General features: G+C 44.9%; 15 protein-coding genes. 5 read left to right on the forward strand and 10 right to left on the reverse strand.

Going from position 1 to position 20,686, the window contains the following annotated elements; genetic code table 11:
- The first annotated feature begins 74 nt into the window (after positions 1 to 74).
- From OO778_RS13225 to OO778_RS13235, 3 genes are all read left to right on the forward strand, one after another.
- The gene (locus OO778_RS13225; protein WP_005391426.1) at positions 75 to 1,142 is read left to right on the forward strand and encodes a succinylglutamate desuccinylase/aspartoacylase family protein; all 1,068 of its coding nucleotides are present in this window, start codon (positions 75 to 77) and stop codon (positions 1,140 to 1,142) included.
- 254 nt (positions 1,143 to 1,396) lie between these two features.
- Entirely contained in the window at positions 1,397 to 3,583 is a 2,187-nt protein-coding gene (locus OO778_RS13230) for a TonB-dependent receptor (protein WP_225461961.1), read from the forward strand.
- 117 nt (positions 3,584 to 3,700) lie between these two features.
- Entirely contained in the window at positions 3,701 to 4,144 is a 444-nt protein-coding gene (locus OO778_RS13235) for a hypothetical protein (protein ID WP_048626084.1), read from the forward strand.
- 90 nt (positions 4,145 to 4,234) lie between these two features.
- Here the strand turns inward: OO778_RS13235 and OO778_RS13240 are convergent, their stop codons facing one another.
- The gene (locus OO778_RS13240; protein WP_005391432.1) at positions 4,235 to 4,543 is read right to left on the reverse strand and encodes a DUF3622 domain-containing protein; all 309 of its coding nucleotides are present in this window, start codon (positions 4,541 to 4,543) and stop codon (positions 4,235 to 4,237) included.
- Between the two features lie 295 nt (positions 4,544 to 4,838).
- Positions 4,839 to 8,732: a phosphoribosylformylglycinamidine synthase gene (purL, locus tag OO778_RS13245; protein WP_264909946.1), complete on the reverse strand. Its 3,894-nt coding sequence runs from the start codon at positions 8,730 to 8,732 to the stop codon at positions 4,839 to 4,841.
- A 299-nt stretch (positions 8,733 to 9,031) separates the two neighbouring features.
- Between purL and mltF the strand changes: the two genes are divergently transcribed.
- Complete coding sequence (mltF, locus tag OO778_RS13250) at positions 9,032 to 10,609, forward strand: membrane-bound lytic murein transglycosylase MltF (protein WP_085343063.1); 1,578 nt, start codon at positions 9,032 to 9,034, stop codon at positions 10,607 to 10,609.
- A 586-nt stretch (positions 10,610 to 11,195) separates the two neighbouring features.
- On the opposite strand, the gene tadA is transcribed toward mltF, so the two are convergent.
- The 6 genes from tadA to OO778_RS13280 all read right to left on the reverse strand — a co-directional run bounded on the left by tadA (position 11,196) and on the right by OO778_RS13280 (position 16,563).
- Entirely contained in the window at positions 11,196 to 11,744 is a 549-nt protein-coding gene (gene tadA / locus OO778_RS13255; protein ID WP_005391440.1) for a tRNA adenosine(34) deaminase TadA, read from the reverse strand.
- A 213-nt stretch (positions 11,745 to 11,957) separates the two neighbouring features.
- Complete coding sequence (locus OO778_RS13260; protein ID WP_264909947.1) at positions 11,958 to 13,517, reverse strand: AbgT family transporter; 1,560 nt, start codon at positions 13,515 to 13,517, stop codon at positions 11,958 to 11,960.
- 288 nt (positions 13,518 to 13,805) lie between these two features.
- Positions 13,806 to 14,216 (reverse strand): prepilin-type N-terminal cleavage/methylation domain-containing protein, encoded by a 411-nt coding sequence (locus OO778_RS13265; protein ID WP_074190965.1) that lies wholly within the window; start codon positions 14,214 to 14,216, stop codon positions 13,806 to 13,808.
- On the reverse strand, positions 14,206 to 15,459 hold the full coding sequence (locus tag OO778_RS13270; protein WP_074190964.1) for a hypothetical protein: 1,254 nt from the start codon (positions 15,457 to 15,459) through the stop codon (positions 14,206 to 14,208). The genes OO778_RS13265 and OO778_RS13270 overlap by 11 nt, the downstream gene beginning before the upstream one ends.
- Positions 15,456 to 16,073, reverse strand: coding sequence for a pilus assembly protein PilW (locus OO778_RS13275; RefSeq protein ID WP_074190963.1), 618 nt, complete (start codon positions 16,071 to 16,073; stop codon positions 15,456 to 15,458). The genes OO778_RS13270 and OO778_RS13275 overlap by 4 nt, the downstream gene beginning before the upstream one ends.
- Positions 16,054 to 16,563: a GspH/FimT family pseudopilin gene (locus OO778_RS13280; RefSeq protein WP_074190962.1), complete on the reverse strand. Its 510-nt coding sequence runs from the start codon at positions 16,561 to 16,563 to the stop codon at positions 16,054 to 16,056. The genes OO778_RS13275 and OO778_RS13280 overlap by 20 nt, the downstream gene beginning before the upstream one ends.
- 103 nt (positions 16,564 to 16,666) lie before the next feature.
- On the opposite strand from OO778_RS13280, the gene OO778_RS13285 reads away from it, so the two are divergent.
- Positions 16,667 to 17,098 (forward strand): type IV pilin protein, encoded by a 432-nt coding sequence (locus tag OO778_RS13285; RefSeq protein WP_054867884.1) that lies wholly within the window; start codon positions 16,667 to 16,669, stop codon positions 17,096 to 17,098.
- A gap of 68 nt (positions 17,099 to 17,166) precedes the next feature.
- Here OO778_RS13285 and dnaJ read toward each other — a convergent pair whose 3' ends face one another.
- Positions 17,167 to 18,315 carry a molecular chaperone DnaJ gene (gene dnaJ / locus OO778_RS13290; protein WP_005391453.1) on the reverse strand — a complete coding sequence of 383 codons (1,149 nt, stop codon included), beginning with the start codon at positions 18,313 to 18,315 and terminating at the stop codon, positions 17,167 to 17,169.
- Positions 18,316 to 18,519: 204 nt separating this feature from the next.
- Entirely contained in the window at positions 18,520 to 20,433 is a 1,914-nt protein-coding gene (dnaK, locus tag OO778_RS13295) for a molecular chaperone DnaK (protein WP_048626076.1), read from the reverse strand.
- Between the last annotated feature and the right edge of the window lie 253 nt (positions 20,434 to 20,686).

Below are 20,686 nucleotides of genomic sequence, written 5' to 3' on the forward strand. Positions count from 1 at the left end.
CCTTAATGAGAATGATTAGTGCGATTTTGCAGCAATTGTTACATTGCTGATAACGCATTTGACAGAGATGGTTTATGGCCAGAAGTAAAAAAAGCAAAGTGTTTGAGCTCTTAGGGCATCAAATACAACCAGGACAACGATTAGAGATCGAATTTGAAGCAGCGAAGCTATACACACATTCGCCTTTATCTATTCCTGTGGAAATCATCCATGGGAAACAAGAAGGGCCTGTGTTAATGGTCAATGCTGCTATCCATGGTGATGAGCTTAATGGCGTAGAAATCGTTCGTCAGATCATTAACCAACTGGATCCACAAAAGCTGAAAGGCACTGTCATTGCAGTACCTATCGTTAACGTTTTTGGTTTCATCCATAAATCACGGTACTTGCCCGATCGACGAGATCTCAACCGTTGTTTTCCTGGCAGTGAAAAAGGCGCGCTTGCATCTCGAATGGCACACGGCTTCTTTAACAACATAGCCAAACGTTGTGACTACATTTTGGATCTGCACACTGGGGCCATTCACCGCACGAACTTGCCACAGATTCGCGCAAACTTAAGCAACCCAGAAACTCTGCGTATTGCTCAGGCGTTTGCGACGCCAGTGATTGTTGATTCAGCATTGCGTGATGGCTCTTTACGCAGTGAAGCAGAAAAATGTGATATCCCCGTGCTAACCTACGAGGCTGGCGAAGCATTGCGTTTTGATCCACTGTCAATCAGCGCTGGTGTACTCGGGGTTCGGCGCGTAATGCAAGCCATTGGCATGTTGCGCGCTAGCCGAAAAAAGCTGCCTGAGCCTATCATAGCGAAGTCCACCAGCTGGGTTCGTGCGTCAGGTAACGGTATTTTGCGTACTGTCGTTAATCTGGGAGACAAAGTGGAACAGGGTGAAACTCTCGCCTATATCAGCTCTCCTCTTGGACATGATGAGGTAGAGCTCAAAGCGCCAAAGCGTGGCTTAGTGATCGGTCAACAAACTTTGCCACTGGTTAATGAAGGCGATGCGATCTTCCACCTTGCTTACTTCAACCAAGGTGATGATTCGGTAGAACAAGCCGTTGAAAGTTACATTGAAGGACTAACCGAGTTCGATGTCGAGCCACTGACTACCGGACAGATCCCGTTAGAAACTCAGTAACTCCTAACAAGTACGCACTTGATTAGCTAACAGTGCTCGCACCATCTTGTTTAAAAGCCAATGAGCTCAGCGTCCATGATGCTGGGCTTTTTGTTTTCTGTAAGCTAACGATACTCATCGTAGTTTCCACGAATGGATAAAAAACTTTACAAGCCATCGCAAAAACACATTTGATAATTAATCTCATTATCATTTATTAATCATCATAATGTTCTTATAATCCGTGCTTCATAAAAACACTATAAATCATCAATATGAAACGATTAAAAAGTCATCCATTCAAAGTAAATCTCATTTCACTTGCTTTGCTCTTCCCTCTTTATTCATATGCCGAGACAACTCCAAATGAAGAGCTTGAAGTCATCGGTGTGCGTTATGCCAAACCCATCACCGTTGCTGAGCCTGCGCAAACCACCATTAATTGGTCAGAGATTGAAGAGCAACAGTACTCCAATTTTGCCTCAATGATCGATGCCGTTCCGGGCGCATCATTAGATGGCGGCGGCCGTTCCGGCGGCGAACGTATTAATATTCGTGGTTTTGATGATCCAAGCGATATCGCCGTATTTGTCGATGGCGCTCCAATTGGCTTTCAACAATACCGCTACGGAACTTTCTTTTTTGATCCGTTCTTGATTGGTGAAGCAGAAATTATCAAGGGCGCGCACGACTATCGAGCACTCAACGGAAAGTTTGGTGGCTCAATTCGTATTAAAACCAAGAGTGTCGATGACCTACTGTACGGCAATAGAAACTTTGGTGCTCGCATCTCAAGTGCATATAACAACAACGGCGATGAGAATGCCTACACGCTAACACTCTATGGTAAAAACGATGCTGGTTTTTATTTTCTAGCGAATGGCTCGGTAAAAGATTCTGATGACATTAAAGTCGGTGGTGGTGAAACGCTGGATTACTCAGGTTATGAGCAAGAAAACATGCTCGTAAAAGTAGGTTATGAAAACAACGATCACGAGTTTGAAATTAGCCACACTCGCTACAAAGATGAAGGTCGTAAACCTTGGGCTAACCGCCGCGGAAAAATGCCTAACATCACTGAGTACAACATCAAGAAATACGGATCATTAGAAAAAGCCAAATACGCATACACCGTCGATAATAAATACACGGATAACACCACGACCATCTCTTACCACTATATGCCGACTAACCCGTATATTGATTTCAATATCAAAATGGCACGTTCTGAAAACGATCGTCACTGGGTTCGCCCTGACGTGGCATTCGAGAAAATGTTCGTTTCTGTTGGCAGTTACGGTCACGAGTCTTGGTTGAGTTACGAGCGTGACTATGTTGATGTGTTTAACCAAGCGCAGTTCGGAGACCACACTCTAGTGACAGGGCTTCAATATCAAAAAACCGATAGAGACTCATTAGTATTCAACGCATCATACGACAGTAATGAAGCCAAAAACTACGGTTGGTATACCCCTTACTACGAACCATCTGGCACTCAGTCAATTTATGCGGCTTACATTGCTGATCACTATCAAGCAACAGACCGTCTAACCATCACACCTTCTCTGCGTTACGAATACATCAAGAGTGAAGGAAAAGGGAACGCCGCGCCGGATTATAATGATCCAGCCGCCGGACATGACTACGGTGAAACGACGCATAAAGGCTTTAGCCCACGTTTGGATATCGACTTTGATGCGACCAATAATACGCGTTTAAACGCCTCCTACGCCTACGCTTTAAAAGCACCAACCGTTGATAACATCTACTCAGTGCAATATGCGCGAGCTACCGCTACGGCTACTGCTTTGAATCTGGACGTGTCTCGTATCCATGCTTATCAAGCAAGCGTTATCAACTTAACGGAAGGGCTGGTGAACTCTCGCGATAACCTCGCAACAGAGTTAACTTTGTTCTATAACGATGTTAGCGACACAGTTGATATACGAACGGGCGAAAACCTCGACAAAAATACTACTGAGTTACAAAGCTGGAATACAAACCTAGATGGCTTTAAAAACTACGGCTTTGAGCTAATTTCACAATACCGGATTGAAGATTTCTACAGTAATTTCTCAGCAAGTTACATTCGCGGCAAAAACAAAGGCAGTCTATCTGACTCCACAGGTTCAGATGATGATCACCCTGATGTGCCACCATTAAATATCAACTTAGGTTTAGGTTACGAATGGATTCCAGGTTTACGCACTGGCTGGGAAGTCCGTTGGTATGATGCGCAAACCAAAACCAAGGCAAGCGGTAACAATTTAAAAGTGAAATCGCCAAGTGAGCAATACACGCTACAAAACGCTTACGTGGTTTGGGAAATACAACAAGTCGAAGGCTTGAGTGTTGGCGCGGTTGTGAAAAACTTAACCGATCGTTACTACGAAGCATACCTATCTAATGGCGTGCCTTCGCCTGGTCGCGAAGTCAAACTGCACCTCACTTATCAATACTAACCATACCTAAAAGATGCAGGGCAGACATTAACTGCCCTGCTGTTTCTTAACGAACAACCATAATTGCACACCGTTTTATTTATCAGTACTATCATTTCTTTTTGCTTGCATCACACTATGAACAACTTAAAAACATTGTTTCTTCTTGCTTGCTTCGTTCCAGCAAGTCAAAGCCTGGCACAGACTTCTGAGAGCATTGCTGACTACTTACAAGAGCAGAGTCAGCACCAAGTTATTGAGGATCATTACGCACAACCAACAACAAATAATCTGAATCTAGACGCCAAAACAAACGCGTTAACTTGGCATGAAGATGGAAAGCCGGATCACTGTCGTTATGCCAAGCAGCCTAAAGACGTCGCAACGCATTTCGACTACGGTGAAGCAAACGATCTATCTGACGGATTGCAACACTTTGATTTACCAGAGAGGCACTCGGCAAAGGGCAAGTCAACACATCGCACTTATGCTAATAACCCTCACCTTCTTCCTGGCAATAAACAATTTGCAGCCCCTGAAGACGGTACGTTTAGCCTGTCAGTATCCTCGGATTGTTTTTAAGTCGATACAATAAAAAATGCCCTGAGACAAAGCTCAGGGCATTTTCACTTTTTGTTTGATGGGTGACGTCACCATCTCACCGACTTGAATCTATTCTTCGTCAGCGTCTACTTCAGCGTCACGTGCTTTGCGGGCTTCTTCTTTACGAACTTTTGCCGCTAGTTGTTCTGCTTCACGCTCTTGACGTTGCGCTGCTTTACGCTCGTTACGAACCACTTGGTTTTGGATAAAACCAGCCAGTTCTTGTTCAGCCCAAGCTTGTGCTTTCTCTTCGCTGTCAAAGCCAGTTTCACGCTTTGATACTACAGTCTTACGAGATGTCACTTGGCGAGTGATTTCTGCGCTCCAGCCGTTACGTTTTTCAGTGACGCGGATAGCAAATTTTGGATTCTTAGACATTTCTTTCATTTCCTAAGGGATTTAGGGATCAATCAGGGATTCGGTCAACTTGATAACTCCATCTAAGCTGAGCTGTTTAACACCATCCCTTGGTAAGCGCGGTATTAGAGCATAAAAGTAATCTAAACGCTGCAAGTTTTTTACGCGAGATAATAGATGACAAAGAAGAGGCAGAACAAAGCAACGTTTCGCCCAGTCACTAGAAAAAGCGACAAAGAAAAAAGATTGATAAGAAAAAAGAAAGCGCTGGTCTCTCAACCAACGCTTTACTTAAGCTAGATTAACCTGAGGTTAATTAACCGATATTCTTACGTGCATTTTGGAACATACGCATCCAAGCACCATTTTCACCCCAACCTTCCGGAGCCCAAGAGTTTGCAACTGTGCGGAATACGCGCTCTGGGTGAGGCATCATGATAGTTACGCGACCGTCTGCTGTTGTTAAACCGGTAATCGCGTTTGGCGAACCGTTCGGGTTGTTCGGGTATTGTTGTGTTGGGTTACCGAGGTTATCCACGTAACGAACCGCAACCGTACCTGATGCCTCGATCGCTGCTAGGTGCTCTGCATCACGTACTTCTACACGCCCTTCTCCGTGGGAAACCGCGATTGGCATGCGCGAACCAGCCATTCCGTCGAAGAATACAGAATCAGATTTCTGAACTTCAACTAGGCTAAAGCGCGCCTCAAAACGCTCAGATTCGTTACGAACAAAACGTGGCCACAAGTCTGCACCCGGGATCAGCTCTTTCAGGTTAGAAAGCATCTGACAACCGTTACATACACCTAAAGAGAACGTCTCTTTACGGTTAAAGAAGGCTTGGAACTGTTCACGAGCTTGTGCGTTAAACAGGATAGACTTAGCCCAACCCTCACCCGCACCTAGTACGTCGCCGTAAGAGAAGCCACCACAAGCTACTAGGCCATGGTATTCATCCAGTACCGCTTGACCCGTTAGGATATCGCTCATATGAATATCGGTTGCTTCAAAACCTGCGCGGTCAAACGCTGCAGCCATTTCAACGTGGGAGTTAACCCCCTGCTCACGTAGAATCGCCATCTTAGGCTTCGCACCTTTTGCAATGTACGGTGCTGCAACGTCTTCATTTACGTCGAAGCTGAGCTTAACGTTTAGACCCGGGTCAGAGTTGTCTTTCTTAGCTTCGTGCTCTTGGTCTGCACATGCTGGGTTATCTCGTAGCGCCTGCATCTTATGCGTTGTTTCAGCCCAGATAACGCGTAGTTCGGTACGTGAGCGTTCAAGCACAACTGCATCACCAGAAGAGATAATAAAGTCGTCTGAAGCGTTAACTGAACCAATCACATGTGAACATGCCTCTAAGCCGTTTGCCGCCAGAGTAGATAGAACTGAATCCAGATCATCATTCTTAACTTGAACAACCGCACCTAGCTCTTCGTTAAATAGAACGGCTAGCGCATCGTCACCCAACTCTGCGATGTTCGCTTTTACGCCACAGTGACCCGCGAATGCCATCTCAGCAAGCGTTACAAATAGACCACCATCACCTTTATCGTGGTAAGCAACCAGTTTGTCATCACGAACCAGTGTTTGCATTGCATCAAAGAAGCCTTTTAGCTGCTCAGCGTTATCTACGTCAGCAGGTTTGTCACCCAGCTGTTTGTATACTTGTGCCAATGCTGTCGCACCTAAGCGGTTTTTGCCGTTACCCAAGTCAACAAGAACTAGAGAAGTATCGCCTTTGTCAGTGCGTAGTTGTGGAGTCACGGTCTTACGTACGTCTTCCACACGACCAAATGCCGTGATAACTAGAGACAGTGGAGAAGTGACTTCTTTACTCTCGCCGTTCTCTTCCCACTTGGTTTTCATCGACATGGAGTCTTTACCAACTGGGATCGTCAAACCTAATGCAGGACAGAGCTCTTCACCCACCGCTTTGACTGCTTCATAAAGACCGGCATCTTCACCTGGGTGACCCGCTGGCGACATCCAGTTCGCAGACAGTTTAATGTGTTTAATATCACCGATGTCTGTTGCCGCAATGTTCGTTAGTGACTCACCAACCGCTAGGCGAGCCGATGCACCAAAGTCTAGTAATGCCACTGGCGTGCGCTCACCCATCGACATAGCTTCGCCGTGGTAAGTGTCATAGCTTGCCGCTGTTACTGCACAGTTTGCTACTGGTACCTGCCAAGGGCCAACCATTTGATCACGAGCAACCAGACCCGTTACTGTTCGGTCACCGATAGTAATTAGGAATGTTTTTTCTGCAACCGCTGGAAGACGAAGTACGCGATCCACCGCTTCATTAAGCTCAATACCATCACGAACAATGGCAGGGCTTTCCACCTTTAGTGTGGTTGCGTCGCGGTGCATCTTCGGTGGCTTACCAAGCAGGATATCCATTGGCATATCGATTGGCGTATTGTCGAAGTGAGAATCTTCTAGCGTTAGATGACGCTCTTCAGTTGCCACACCCACCACTGCATATGGTGCGCGTTCACGCTTACAGATTGCATCGAATGCTTCCATGTTTTCTGGCGCTACCGCAAGAACGTAACGTTCCTGTGATTCATTACACCAAATTTCTAGCGGACTCATGCCCGGCTCATCGTTTGGTACATCGCGTAATTGGAACTTACCGCCACGCTCACCGTCGTCGACAAGTTCAGGCAATGCGTTAGAGATACCGCCCGCACCCACATCGTGGATAAATGCGATTGGGTTGTCGTCGCCTAGCTGCCAACAACGGTCGATCACTTCCTGACAGCGACGCTCCATCTCTGGGTTTTCACGCTGTACTGAAGCAAAGTCCAGATCTTCTGCTGACTGACCAGATGCCATCGAAGACGCCGCACCACCACCAAGACCGATGTTCATTGCAGGACCACCAAGTACGATTAAGCTCGCACCCACTGGAATTTCTTTCTTCTGCACGTGTTCGTCACGAATGTTACCCATACCACCAGCAATCATGATTGGTTTGTGGTAACCACGGATTTCTTCACCCGCGTGAGAGGTCACTTTTTCTTCGTAAGTACGGAAGTAACCCAATAGATTTGGACGACCAAATTCGTTGTTGAATGCCGCGCCGCCTAGAGGACCTTCAAGCATGATGTCTAGCGCGTTAACAATACGACCTGGCTTGCCAAAGTCGGTTTCCCATGGTTGTTCAAAACCAGGAATACGTAAGTTAGAGGTTGTAAAACCAACCAGACCCGCTTTTGGCTTACCACCGATACCCGTCGCGCCTTCGTCACGGATCTCACCGCCTGAACCAGTCGATGCGCCCGGCCATGGAGAGATTGCCGTTGGGTGGTTGTGCGTCTCTACCTTCATTAAGATGTGCGCATCTTCATGGTGGTAAGTGTATTGACGAGATTTAGGGTCTGGGAAGAAACGACCCGCTTTAGAGCCCGTCATAACGGCCGCGTTGTCTTTGTATGCAGACAGCACATAGTCAGGTGTCGTTTCGAACGTGTTTTTGATCATTTTGAACAAAGACTTAGGTTGATCTACCCCGTCGATAGTCCAATCTGCGTTAAAAATTTTGTGGCGACAGTGCTCTGAGTTCGCCTGAGCAAACATCATCAATTCAATGTCGTTTGGGTTACGCCCAAGCTTAGTAAAGTTCTCTACCAAGTAATCAATTTCATCTTCTGCGAGTGCCAAGCCAAGGGAAACGTTTGCTTCTTCAAGCGCAAGACGACCGCCCGCTAAGATATCAACATGCGCCACAGGCTTAGGCTCTGCGACTGTAAACAGCGCTGACGCAGCTTCAAATTCTGTAAATACCGTTTCCATCATGCGGTCATGAATTAACGCTTTGACAGCGTCAACTTGAGCTTCTGATAGAACAACTGAAGATTCGACATAATAAGCCGTACCGCGCTCTAGACGTTTCACTTTATCCAAGCCACAGTTAATAGCGATATCGGTAGATTTAGAAGACCAAGGCGAGATAGTGCCTGGACGAGGCGTAACAAGAAGTAGAAGACCTTCTGGCTCATGCTCTTCGATGGTTGGGCCGTAAGTTAGTAACTTTTCAAGTTTTTCTAACTCTTGGTCATCAAGGTCAGACTTTAGATCGGCAAAGTGCATAAACTCGGCATAAATGCCAGTTACAGGCAGATCTTGTTCACGACAAAGTTCCAGTAGTTTATTAACACGAAACTCAGAAAGAGCTGGGGAGCCACGCAAAATTCTCATGTGCTTAGGTCTCTTATGCAATTGATTAAGGTGATATTGGAATAAATTCAGACACTTAAAATAAGCCCTGTCGAACCTATGCCGATTCCACCTCGTCATTGCGAGCGCATTATATAGCAATTGTTTTTGTGATGTAACACCAAAAGCAACCGTTTGCGTCATTTTTTTTGCCAAATTTGAATTACGACTAAAATGTCGATAAAACACACAATGTCACGCTATAAGTGTGTGATTCACTTTGCCCCATGAGCTCGCTTTGATATAAAGGCAAATAGAAATTTCCTAAGATGTACCTATTAATGCAAATAAGCCAGCTCAACCGACTCAAGCGCAGCGCCCTAATTTTTGTTTCTGTGCTACTACTCTCTGCCTGCCAGATTGAGTCGGAACCCAAAAGTGAATTCGAAAAAATTCAGGAACGTGGCGTGCTTCGTGTTGGCACGCTAAACAATCAGCTTTCCTATTATATTGGTCCCGATGGTCCCGCTGGGTTGGATTACGAATTGGCGCGTCAGTTTGCGGAGCAGCTCGGCGTCAAGCTCGAGATTAAACCTGCCTTTCGCCAAGCCGAGCTTTTTCCTGCTCTTAAGAAAGGAGATATTGATCTCATCGCTACGGGCTTAAATCAAACGTCACAAGCGGTAAAACGCTTTAGACCGGGCCCTGCTTATTATTATGTAAGCCAACAAGTTGTGTATAAAAAGGGGCAACTTCGACCACGTGATATCGAACAGCTGATTGAATACCAAGCATCGAAAGACAGCGAATCTGACGAAGATACAAATGCAGGCGCGCAAACATTAAAGATCGTCGAACAATCGCAATATGTTCCGACACTAACCGCATTAAAGAAGAAATACCCAGAGCTGCAGTTTGAAATTGTTGGCGATGCTGACACGAGAGACTTACTTAAATACGTATCCACTGGTGAGTTGCGTTTTACTGTGACTGACTCTGTGGAACTTTCCCTAGCTCAGCGCCTTTACCCCGATCTTGCGCTCGCGTTTGAACTTACAGAAGATCAACCAGTATCGTGGTTTACTCGACGCTCTGAAGACGAAAGTTTGTATGCGATGTTGATAGAGTTTTTCGGTAACATTAAACAATCAGGAGAACTGTCCACTCTCGAAGAGAAGTACATTGGTCATATTGAAGCATTTGACTACGTTGATACTCGCGCATTCATTCGAGCTCTGGATGACAAATTGCCTAAGTGGGCACCTTTATTCCAAAAATACAGCGAAGAGTTCGACTGGCGATTAATTGCAGCATTGGCGTATCAAGAATCACACTGGAAGCCAGCGGCAAAATCGCCAACAGGTGTTAGAGGGATGATGATGCTTACTCTGCCAACAGCGAAAAGCGTCGGGGTAACAAACCGTTTAGACCCTGAGCAATCTGTTCGTGGTGGTGTCGAGTACTTACGTCGCATTGTAGGTCGCGTGCCTGATAGCATCAACGAGCATGAAAAAATATGGTTTGCCCTGGCTTCATACAACATTGGCTACGGCCACATGATGGACGCACGGCGACTTACTAAAGCGCAAGGTGGCGATCCAAACGCTTGGGCAGATGTAAAAGACAGATTGCCTTTACTGCGTCAGAAGCGTTACTACAGTCAAACTCGCTATGGGTACGCCAGAGGTGATGAAGCGCGTAATTACGTAGAAAATATTCGACGTTATTATCAATCCATCATTGGTCATGTCAGCCAAAGACCAGCGATTGATGAGAATAGCGATGACTTGCAAGTTATCCCGCCGCTCAACCCTGACATTTTGATATCAGGAGCAGTAGAGACCGTTGTAGAGCAAATATCTGGCGCTTCTGACGTCACGGTTGAAGAAGACACCGAACAAGAAAGCCTTGAAGAATAGACCCGCTGTAAACTAGAAAATGACGAGCTCATGAGCTCGTCATTTTTGTTGAGTCCTAGCGAAAACTTATCTAGAATCCAATATTCTGAGTGACACCAACCACACTCAATCATTCCTTTGGTTGGTCGCCTTTTTTCACCGTTAGTTAAACTGATTGCTTTGTAACAGATTGCTTCGCAACCACATGGTTTAGCTCCGTTGATGAAGCGGCGCTATCGGCTACGCTCTGCCGAAATAACGTCACTCATATTAATTAAGCACCGTATTGAAATTGTTTGCTGGCTCTGTGCAATGCAGAAGTCAAATGAAGAACGTTAAACCATCAAATGTTTAGTGCGATTATCGAGCCTATTGTAAAGCATCGATGAACCGCTATTTACTGGTATAAGTCTTGTCTGCAGGAGGTTTTGAATATGAGAAGACGTAGAGTGCAGTCAAAGCGTTTAAATAACACAGTAGCTGCTATCCGACGTAAACGTAAACTGACATGTATGAAAAAGAAAGTAAGTTCACGTAATCGTGTTTTTGTACACTTAGTCAATCACTAGTACGTTCAGGCAAACATCTACCCCGTAGTAGATGTTTGCTAACTCTCACTATTTCCATAGTTTTGTCCACTCTCTCCATTTTCTAATGCTTTTTGTGCTTGTTTCTTCGCTTTAATTTCCTTTCGGCGACGCTTAAAAAACGCTTGTAGCTGAGTACGGCACTCATCTTCTAGTAGCCCCTTTTCAACCAAGGCGTAATGGTAAGCAGCTTGGCTTTCAAACAAATTAAGCACTGTTCCTGCAGCTCCAGCTTTTAAATCTGGCGCTCCAAAAACGACCCGCTTAACGCGGCTATGCAATAAGGCTCCGGCACACATTGGACATGGCTCAAGTGTTACATACAAAGTCGTATCCAGAAGGCGGTAATTTTCTAGCTTTTGGCCTGCTTTACGCAGTGTTTGAATCTCAGCATGTGCGGTAGCGTCATTAGTACCAATAGAGCGATTCCACCCCTCAGCGATAATTTCACCATCTTTGACAAGCACTGCGCCGACAGGTACTTCCCCCTCTGCTTCTGCTTGCTCAGCAAGCACCATCGCTCTGCGCATAAACAATTCATCTTGAGGGGTAAACGGATGGTTAGACAAAGGAGGCTCCAAAGAAACAAAAAACGATTGAATTCAGGAATTTTATCACTAACTTCGGTTTCACTACAGCAACACATCACGGGGCAAAGTTTGCTACTCCAAAAAGCCTAGTTACAAGATCTATCAATGCTCGTTTTGCGATAACAAAAAAGCGCAGATCGAAGACCTGCGCTTTTCGGCTGCCAATTAGCGGCTTTCACACCCTACACGTTTTTACATTGTGTAAGTGTAAGGAGCTTGAATGCCTAGCGGGATACCTACCATCCAATAAGCAACTAGGAAGATAGACCAACCGATCAGCATTGCGATCGAGAATGGCATCATTAATGACGCAAGCGTACCGATACCAGCCGACTTCACATAACGCTGACAGTAAACCACTACAAGAGGGAAAAATACCATTAGAGGCGAAATGATGTTCGATACAGAGTCACCCACACGGTAAGCCGCTTGAGATAGCTCAGGCGAGATACCAACCGCCATTAGCATTGGCACTAGGATTGGACCAATTAAAGCCCATTTTGCCGATGCAGAACCAATAAGTAGGTTTACAGACGCAGTTAGAAGGATCATACCAATGATGGTCACTTCACCAGGTAAGTTCATCGCTTTCAGACCTTCTGCACCATATAGCGCCAGCATCGTCCCAATGTTCGATTGAGCAAACGCAGACAAGAATTGGGCACAGAAGAATGACATGACAATGTATGCGCCCATGGTCGACATAGTATCAGCCATCGCTTTGATAATGTCGTTGCTGGTCTTGAACGTTCCAGACACTTTACCGTAAACGTAACCAGGAATGATAAACAGAATAAAGATCAACGGCACGATAGACTTCATTATCGGTGCTGAGAAGGCCGTAATTTCACCTTCAGGCGAGCGAAGTGCTGATGTTTCTGGAATTAACGCTACAACAAGTAAAGCAATACCCGCCATCATTGCCCAACCTGCATAACGGAATGCTTTTGATTCCAGTTCAGTAAATGAACCTAGGTTTGGCGCAGTTTCCGCATCGTCATCAATTGGCATTTTTGACAAACGAGGCTCGATGATTTTTTCTGTCACGTACCAACCAATCGCTACAATAATGATGGAAGATAGGCCAGTAAAGAAGATGTTCGCTAATGGGTTAACCACGTATTCAGGATCAAGAACCTGCGCCGCGGTTTGCGTAAAGCCTGCTAGTAGTGGATCTATACCTGAAGGAATAAAGTTTGCAGAGAAGCCACCAGATACACCTGCAAATGCTGCCGCAATACCCGCTAGAGGGTGACGACCTGCCGCATGGAAGATAATACCGCCCAGAGGAATAACCAGAACATAGCCTGCATCTGCCGCAGTATGCGACACAATAGCAACCAAAATCAGCATTGGAGTAAGAAGCTTAGCTGGCGTGAAGTTCAGCATCTTCTTAAGACCCGTCGTAATAAAGCCCGAAGAATCTGCAACACCCACACCTAGCATTGCGACAAGTACGATACCCAGTGGCGCAAAGCCAGTAAACGTCGTCACCATGTTAGCAAGGAAACTTGCTAGCGCTTCGCCCGTAAGTAAATTAGTGATGGTAAGAGCTTCGCCCGTTCGAGGGTTTGGAACATCGAATGATACATTCGACAAAAGTGCTGACGCCGCCCAAGTAATGATCAATGCCCAGAAGAACAAAATCGCAGGATCAGGAATTTTGTTACCTGTCCTCTCGATAAAGTTTAAAAAGCGCTCCATACCGCTCGGCTTCGATGATGGTGCCTTATTTACAGCTTGGTTACTCATGGTAACTCCATAGTGAATGATGTTGGTGCCAAGGCCTATTTGAGTAATTATGACGGCCTACTATCCAACGAGTATTCTAGTAAACACTAATGGAGAAAGCACAAGGTTCTATATTTTTTTTCATAATTGGAGACATATTTTGCAAAAACACCACTTCAATTAAACATAATAAAAACAGTAGCACATCAACTCAATTAACAGTTCAAAAACCATTTATTAACCGTGATAAATCCGGTATCAAACAAGAACTACACCCGCATTTGTCTCAGCCCATGTATGCAATTGAACTTAGTTTTCGAATTCACTGTATTGTGAGATCATCGTTTTAAGCTGAACTGATCGCGTCTCGCCGATTCTATCCTTCCAACTAGAGGTAATGGTGATAGTTTTCAGTGTTCCTGAAACCGTGGCAGCTGGGACTTCCCACTCGACGACATAAGATCCAGTAACAGAAGAGCCTGTTGCAATAGAAGCAAAATTTGCAGGTGTGATGGTAGACATCGCCGCAGAAGCACCACGCGTCCGGAACCATTCGAGCTGGTTTTCTGCTAGACGAAGTGCTTCAATACTTTTTATGGCATATTCGGATTCGCGTTCTAGATACACGTTTAGCTTCGTTAAACCTAACGCGCCTACGCCAAGAAGCAGGAAAGAAATTAAGACTTCTAGAAGGTTAAATCCTTTTTGTTTAGAGATCATTCCAAGAGCCCTTCTTCCATCTAGGAATTGCATGCGCATTCCTTGAATTGTCTATCACATCTTTATTGTATCTAAAGTCCAAAGAATCGAAGAAAACCGCTGCCTGATCTTCACTATCAAAATATTGACCACCAGATACCGTAAAAGAACCATGCTGATAATAAGAAGCTATTGTCCTGTATGAGTCTTCTACAACACTTGACACATGATTTAGGTGAGCATTGGCTTCGAACCCAACCCAATCCGCTGTTGCCGGAGCATAATCATGATTGAAATGAAACAAGACCCCTTTAAACTTATTTGATGTAGCGCCGGAGCTCGGTGGTCCCATCACGGAGAAAAGACCATCATGAATGAGCACTGTTACGCCATTGGTCGATGATGTAGCATTCACCAAATCATTGTATTCCGATTGCTTGATTTCACAGCCCCCTTCAACCCATAAATGATGCTTCCCTGACTGAATTTCTGCTGTTAAAGCAGCACCACAATTAGGTATGCCACCAGCCCCTGAGCCCGTCATAACATGAAATACACCATTATCTCGGACATCATTATGCTCTTCAGCCTTTACTCCAAAGAAGGATTCAAATGGCTTTAAATCTGTATCTTGAGTAAAATCATCACCAGTACCAACCCCGCCAACACTAGATGAGAGATGACGGTTTGCCGTCGTGTTTGCACAATCTTTATTTGTAGGGTTGTTAAAATCGGCATAGGGAGACTCTCCATGAATTACGCCTTTATTATCAACTGAAGAGGAGTAAAAGCGCTTTTTATACCTTAACGCAATACACTCCCACCCATCGCTGCTCAATTCCCCTGGATCTGGAGTAGAAAACGTTGCACTAGAATGAAAATAAATGTCGGCACTAGACTGCATTGCACCATAGCTCAAGTTACCTCCCAAAATAATCTCCTTACTAATGCTTGTAAATCCAACATTAGAAGTAACCAAATACCCATTGGAAGTACTCGTAAAATTCGGAACCGTCCAAAGCCCTGAGCCACAATCTGTTATTACTGCAGGTACAATATTACTAACTCTAAATTGCGCCCATGCACATTCAACACCTCCTTCAGCTAACCAATGTGCTTGTCGAGATTTTATTTCGTTTTGCGCAACTTTTATTTGAAAAAATACACCTTTGGATGATGCTAATGATGCAATTAAAGCAAGTAATAAAAGTATAGAAGTCACAAGCAAAGTGGTATAACCGGAATAGTTATATTTAGATGTCATTGCCAATTCCTTTGTTTGATAGAAAACTCCGCGACTTCACTAAAGACTCCATCAATCGTTTGCAAACCTAACTTAACGTTCGTGACCGAACTTACATTTCCTCCATTAGTCACTGTTTCTGAACTAACGGTGAATTGGGTAACTTGGAAAATATCATCATCAAATAGAGAACGACAAAAATCTATACCATCAAAAGATAATATTTGTGTTTGAGACACAACGCCTTTTTCACATATAAAAAACCGAGTATCTCTCTTCTCATACTTAATATTTCGATAGTCTTCATTGGCAGCTGAGTCTTCTTTAAAATACACAAAACCAACAGAAGAGGCGCCGCTCAGCATTATGGTTCCTGTAGCTCCGGATAATTTGAGTGAACTACCGTTCCCACCATCATAACCTGCTCTTTGAATATCTTCTTTCATAACAGATAAAGTGATATTAAGACCTTGCAATAAATTTAGCTCTAAGCTTTTTTCTTTTGCTGTTTTTTGTAAAGTCAAGAATATAGAGCCCACTACACTAAGAACAATTAACCCGATTAAAGAACTAATCATTAATTCAATTAAAGAGCTACCTATTTGATAGCGTTTGTTAGCACTGATGGTAATCATATAACTTCGCTCCAGAATTACTACAAATCTTAATCCTCCCAGGAGGGTTTGAGAGCTTTGCTTGTAGTTTTATGTTTTGAGCATTGGTTGGGAAAAACTCTATATTTCCTCCTTGGGGCCGTCCACGGACCTCATCGAAGCTTATTTTTTGATTATCGTAACTGTGCTTCAAAGATAATTCAGAGTATGCGGAGCCGGAAAGGTTTAAGATTACTCCCCCTGAGCCGATAGATGAGTCAGTTAACTGTAGAGACCATGCACCTTGACTGACAACAACGTTTTTAGCCATTGAGAAATGTATATATAACTTTTGATTTCTCATTACCGCCTCGGACTTACTTTGGCTTAGAAAACCAGCTAATTCAGTTGCCAATCGCTGCATTTGCACAGTTTGTGAAACACGGCTAAAGCTTGGAGCTGCAAACGCCAATATAATACTCAGTACAGCCACAGTAATAAGAAGCTCCAACAACGTAAACCCGCGAGGCATTTCCCAAATTCCTATGTAAACGGCAAAAGGGCCGTAATTCATCTTGCACAGATGCTATCACCTGCCAAAAATAGGCGGAAAAGTGAAAAGGAAACTACTCGTGATGATTCGAATTTCTCGCTGTAACAGCTACAAAAAAAGATTGGGAGGGATGACATTGATCGAATTACTGATAGCCGTAGTGATTGTCGGGATCATTGCGGCTGTCGCCTACCCTTCTTACACCAATCATGTGCTCAAGTCTCATAGGACGGTTGCCTTGAGCGATCTTAGTCGAATTCAGCTAGAGCTAGAGACATCTTATGATGGTGGGTACGACTGGAGTCATATTATCTCTGGAGGCACATGCACTCTATGCGATTCAGACACAGATAGATTTTCTTTCAATATTGCGAGCTCTGCAAGTACGGCCTATACCATTACAGCAACAGCAAAATCGGCTCTGGGGCAAGACGACGACGAGTGCTTGACTGGCGCTAAAACGATTACTTTAACGTCAACAAATGTCGAAGAACCAAGTGATTGCTGGAATTAGAAGAACACCGAGATGCAAAAAGGCCTGCATTTTAGCAGGCCTTTGTATTTGTGCTTTTCACTAACGTCTTAGCTGGTTAAATCATCAAAGAACTTTTTCACACCGTTGAAAAAACCTTCTGATTTAGGCTTGTGCTTTGTCGCCGCTTCACCACCACAAGACTCTTCAAACTCTTTAAGCAGCTCTTTTTGGCGTGAGCTTAGGTTTACTGGTGTTTCAACAACCAACTTAACAATCAAGTCACCGATACCGCCACCGCGGACGCCTTTCACACCTTTACCACGCATGCGGAACATACGACCTGTTTGCGTTTCTGAAGGCACTTTTAGGCTTACGCGACCATCTAGAGTTGGTACCTCAACTTCACCACCTAGAGCCGCCATCGCAAAGCTTACAGGCACTTCACAGTATAGGTTGTTACCATCACGTTCGAAGATATGGTGCTCTTTCACGTGCACTTGTACATACAAGTCACCCGCTGGAGCTCCCATCTCTCCCGCTTCACCTTCGCCAGATAGACGAATACGGTCGCCAGTATCAACACCTGCAGGGATCTTAACGTTAAGTGTTTTGGTTTTCTGTTTACGACCTTGACCATGACACTCATTACAAGGGTCTTTAATGATCTTGCCTTTACCGTGACAGGTTGGACAGGTTTGTTGCACTGCGAAGAAGCCTTGGCGCATCTGTACTTGACCATGACCATGACAGGTACCACATGTTTCAGCAGATGAGCCTTTCTTCGCGCCACTACCATCACAGGTATCACAGTGTACGAGTGTTGGTACTTCGATCTCTTTCGTTACACCACGAACCGCCTCTTCTAGCGTCAGTTCCATGTTGTAACGTAAGTCCGCACCACGTTGAGCACGGTGACCACCACCGCCACGACGACCACCACCAAAAATGTCGCCGAATACATCGCCAAAGATGTCGCCGAAATCAGCACCGCCGCCACCAAAGCCGCCGCCACCGAAACCACCGCCGCCTTGTTCAAAAGCAGCATGACCGTACTGGTCGTACGCCGCTTTCTTTTGAGGGTCGGTCAGAACTTCGTACGCTTCTTTTACTTCTTTAAACTTGTCCGCCGCAGACTCATCACCCTGGTTTCGGTCTGGGTGGAATTTCATCGCTAGACGCTTGTACGCCTTTTTGATATCGCGCTCTGAGGCATCACGGCTTACGCCTAATACTTCGTAAAAATCACGTTTTGACATGTTCTTCGTCACCAGTTAATTACTACAAACGGCATCGATTCACCGCTTGGTGTTTGTATCGTTCTAGGTAAGTGCACTTATCCGCAACATACTTAACTAGAAAGACAGCGTTTACAAACAGACGGGCGTAAGAGTTGCCCCAAACGCCCGCACACGAAGTCTTATCGACCCCAGATGGCTTTGCAGCCATCTGGTTAAGAAGTATTATTTCTTGTCGTCTTTAACTTCTTCGAACTCAGCATCTACAACGTCGTCTTCTTTAGACTGTGCACCTGCGTCAGCACCTTGTGCTTGCTGCGCTTGAGCTTGTTGTTGAGCGATTTCCATCAGTTTTTGAGAAGCTGTCATTAGTGCTTGAACTTTAGCATCGATAGCTTCTTTGTCTTCGCCTTTGCGCGCTGTTTCTAGCTCAGAAATTGCTGCTTCAATCTTCTCTTTCTCTTCTGCAGGTAGTGCTTCACCAGCTTCTTCTACTTGCTTACGAGTACCGTGAATCATTTGGTCAGCTTGGTTACGTGCAGTCGCTAGCTCTTCGAACTTTTTGTCCGCTTCTTTGTTAGCTTCTGCTTCTTGAACCATTTTCTCGATGTCTTCATCGCTCAGGCCGCCAGAAGCTTGGATAGTGATCTTCTGCTCTTTACCAGTCTGCTTGTCTTTCGCTGACACGTGTAGGATACCGTCCGCATCAAGGTCAAAAGTAACCTCGATTTGTGGCATACCACGTGGTGCAGGCTGGATGCCTTCTAGGTTGAATTGACCTAGAGACTTGTTGTACATCGCTTGCTTACGCTCACCTTGTAGAACGTGGATAGTAACCGCGCTCTGGTTGTCTTCCGCTGTAGAGAAAACTTGGTTCGCTTTAGTTGGGATAGTTGTGTTCTTCTCAACTAACTTAGTCATTACGCCACCCATTGTCTCGATACCTAGAGACAGTGGAGTTACGTCTAGTAGTAGTACGTCTTTAACGTCACCAGCAAGTACACCACCTTGAACTGCAGCACCCATTGCTACTGCTTCGTCAGGGTTTACGTCACGGCGCGCTTCTTTACCAAAGAACTCAGCAACTTTCGCTTGAACCATTGGCATACGAGTCTGACCACCAACTAGGATTACGTCAGTGATGTCGTTTACTGATAGATCAGCGTCAGCTAGAGCTACTTTTAGTGGCTCAAGAGAGCGTTGTACTAGGTCTTCAACTAGAGATTCTAGTTTTGCACGAGTCACTTTAATGTTCATGTGCTTAGGACCAGTTGCATCTGCAGTAACGTAAGGTAGGTTTACGTCAGTTTGAGAAGTAGAAGAAAGCTCGATTTTCGCTTTTTCTGCTGCTTCTTTAACACGCTGCATTGCTAGTGGATCGTTCTTAAGATCGATACCTTGCTCTTTCTTAAACTCGTCTACTAAGTAGTTGATTAGGCGGTTATCAAAGTCTTCACCACCAAGGTGAGTATCACCGTTAGTCGCTAGAACTTCGAATGTTTTCTCGCCTTCAACTTCATCGATTTCGATGATAGAGATATCGAATGTACCACCACCAAGGTCGTATACCGCGATAGTGCGATCGCCGCCTTTCTTATCAAGACCGTAAGCTAGCGCTGCTGCTGTTGGTTCGTTGATGATACGTTTAACTTCTAGACCTGCGATACGGCCAGCATCTTTTGTAGCTTGACGCTGAGCATCGTTAAAGTAAGCAGGTACTGTGATAACTGCGCCAGTTACTTCCTCACCAAGGAAATCTTCAGCAGTTTTCTTCATTTTCTTAAGAACTTCAGCAGAAACCTGAGGAGCCGCCATTTTTTGGCCTTTTGCTTCTACCCAAGCGTCACCGTTGTCAGCCTTAACAATTTTGTAAGGCATGATTTGGATGTCACGCTGAACTTCTTCGTCTTCAAAACGACGACCGATTAGACGCTTAATTGCAAATAGCGTGTTTTCTGGGTTAGTTACTGCTTGACGTTTCGCAGGTTGACCTACTAGCGTCTCACCGTCAGTGTAAGCAATAACCGATGCAGTAGTACGTTCGCCCTCTGCGTTTTCAATTACACGTGGTTTGTCGCCGTCTAATACAGCAACACATGAGTTAGTAGTACCTAAGTCAATACCAATGATTTTACCCATCTGGCTATCTCCGAATAAATTCTATTTTCGTTTGGTTATAACCCCAATGTGGGGGGAGGAGAATCGGGTTTCAACCCTTGCTCACAAACAAAAATAATCAATGTTTGCTTCTCTATGCCACATAGATAAGGGCGGCAAAATGCTTTTCAAGGGCAGAATTAAAAAAAAGCGTCTTTTTTCGAAATTTATGTGTTTCTTTCTGATTAGTTGGGAACTCGTCACACTGCTGTAGCGCAACAAAACGCCATTTCCC

The organism is Vibrio sp. STUT-A16 (genome assembly GCF_026000495.1).
Classification (GTDB): Bacteria; Pseudomonadota; Gammaproteobacteria; order Enterobacterales; family Vibrionaceae; genus Vibrio; species Vibrio diabolicus.

What these genes read in the sequence shown, in the direction of transcription:
- OO778_RS13225 (WP_005391426.1), top strand. Translation starts at nt 75, where the DNA reads ATGGCCAGAAGTAAAAAAAGCAAAGTGTTTGAGCTCTTAGGGCATCAA.
- OO778_RS13230 (WP_225461961.1), top strand. Translation starts at nt 1,397, where the DNA reads ATGAAACGATTAAAAAGTCATCCATTCAAAGTAAATCTCATTTCACTT.
- OO778_RS13235 (WP_048626084.1), top strand. Translation starts at nt 3,701, where the DNA reads ATGAACAACTTAAAAACATTGTTTCTTCTTGCTTGCTTCGTTCCAGCA.
- OO778_RS13240 (WP_005391432.1), bottom strand. Translation starts at nt 4,543, where the DNA reads ATGTCTAAGAATCCAAAATTTGCTATCCGCGTCACTGAAAAACGTAAC.
- purL (WP_264909946.1), bottom strand. Translation starts at nt 8,732, where the DNA reads ATGAGAATTTTGCGTGGCTCCCCAGCTCTTTCTGAGTTTCGTGTTAAT.
- mltF (WP_085343063.1), top strand. Translation starts at nt 9,032, where the DNA reads ATGCAAATAAGCCAGCTCAACCGACTCAAGCGCAGCGCCCTAATTTTT.
- OO778_RS13260 (WP_264909947.1), bottom strand. Translation starts at nt 13,517, where the DNA reads ATGAGTAACCAAGCTGTAAATAAGGCACCATCATCGAAGCCGAGCGGT.
- OO778_RS13265 (WP_074190965.1), bottom strand. Translation starts at nt 14,216, where the DNA reads ATGATCTCTAAACAAAAAGGATTTAACCTTCTAGAAGTCTTAATTTCT.
- OO778_RS13270 (WP_074190964.1), bottom strand. Translation starts at nt 15,459, where the DNA reads ATGACATCTAAATATAACTATTCCGGTTATACCACTTTGCTTGTGACT.
- OO778_RS13275 (WP_074190963.1), bottom strand. Translation starts at nt 16,073, where the DNA reads ATGATTACCATCAGTGCTAACAAACGCTATCAAATAGGTAGCTCTTTA.
- OO778_RS13280 (WP_074190962.1), bottom strand. Translation starts at nt 16,563, where the DNA reads ATGCCTCGCGGGTTTACGTTGTTGGAGCTTCTTATTACTGTGGCTGTA.
- OO778_RS13285 (WP_054867884.1), top strand. Translation starts at nt 16,667, where the DNA reads ATGATTCGAATTTCTCGCTGTAACAGCTACAAAAAAAGATTGGGAGGG.
- dnaJ (WP_005391453.1), bottom strand. Translation starts at nt 18,315, where the DNA reads ATGTCAAAACGTGATTTTTACGAAGTATTAGGCGTAAGCCGTGATGCC.
- dnaK (WP_048626076.1), bottom strand. Translation starts at nt 20,433, where the DNA reads ATGGGTAAAATCATTGGTATTGACTTAGGTACTACTAACTCATGTGTT.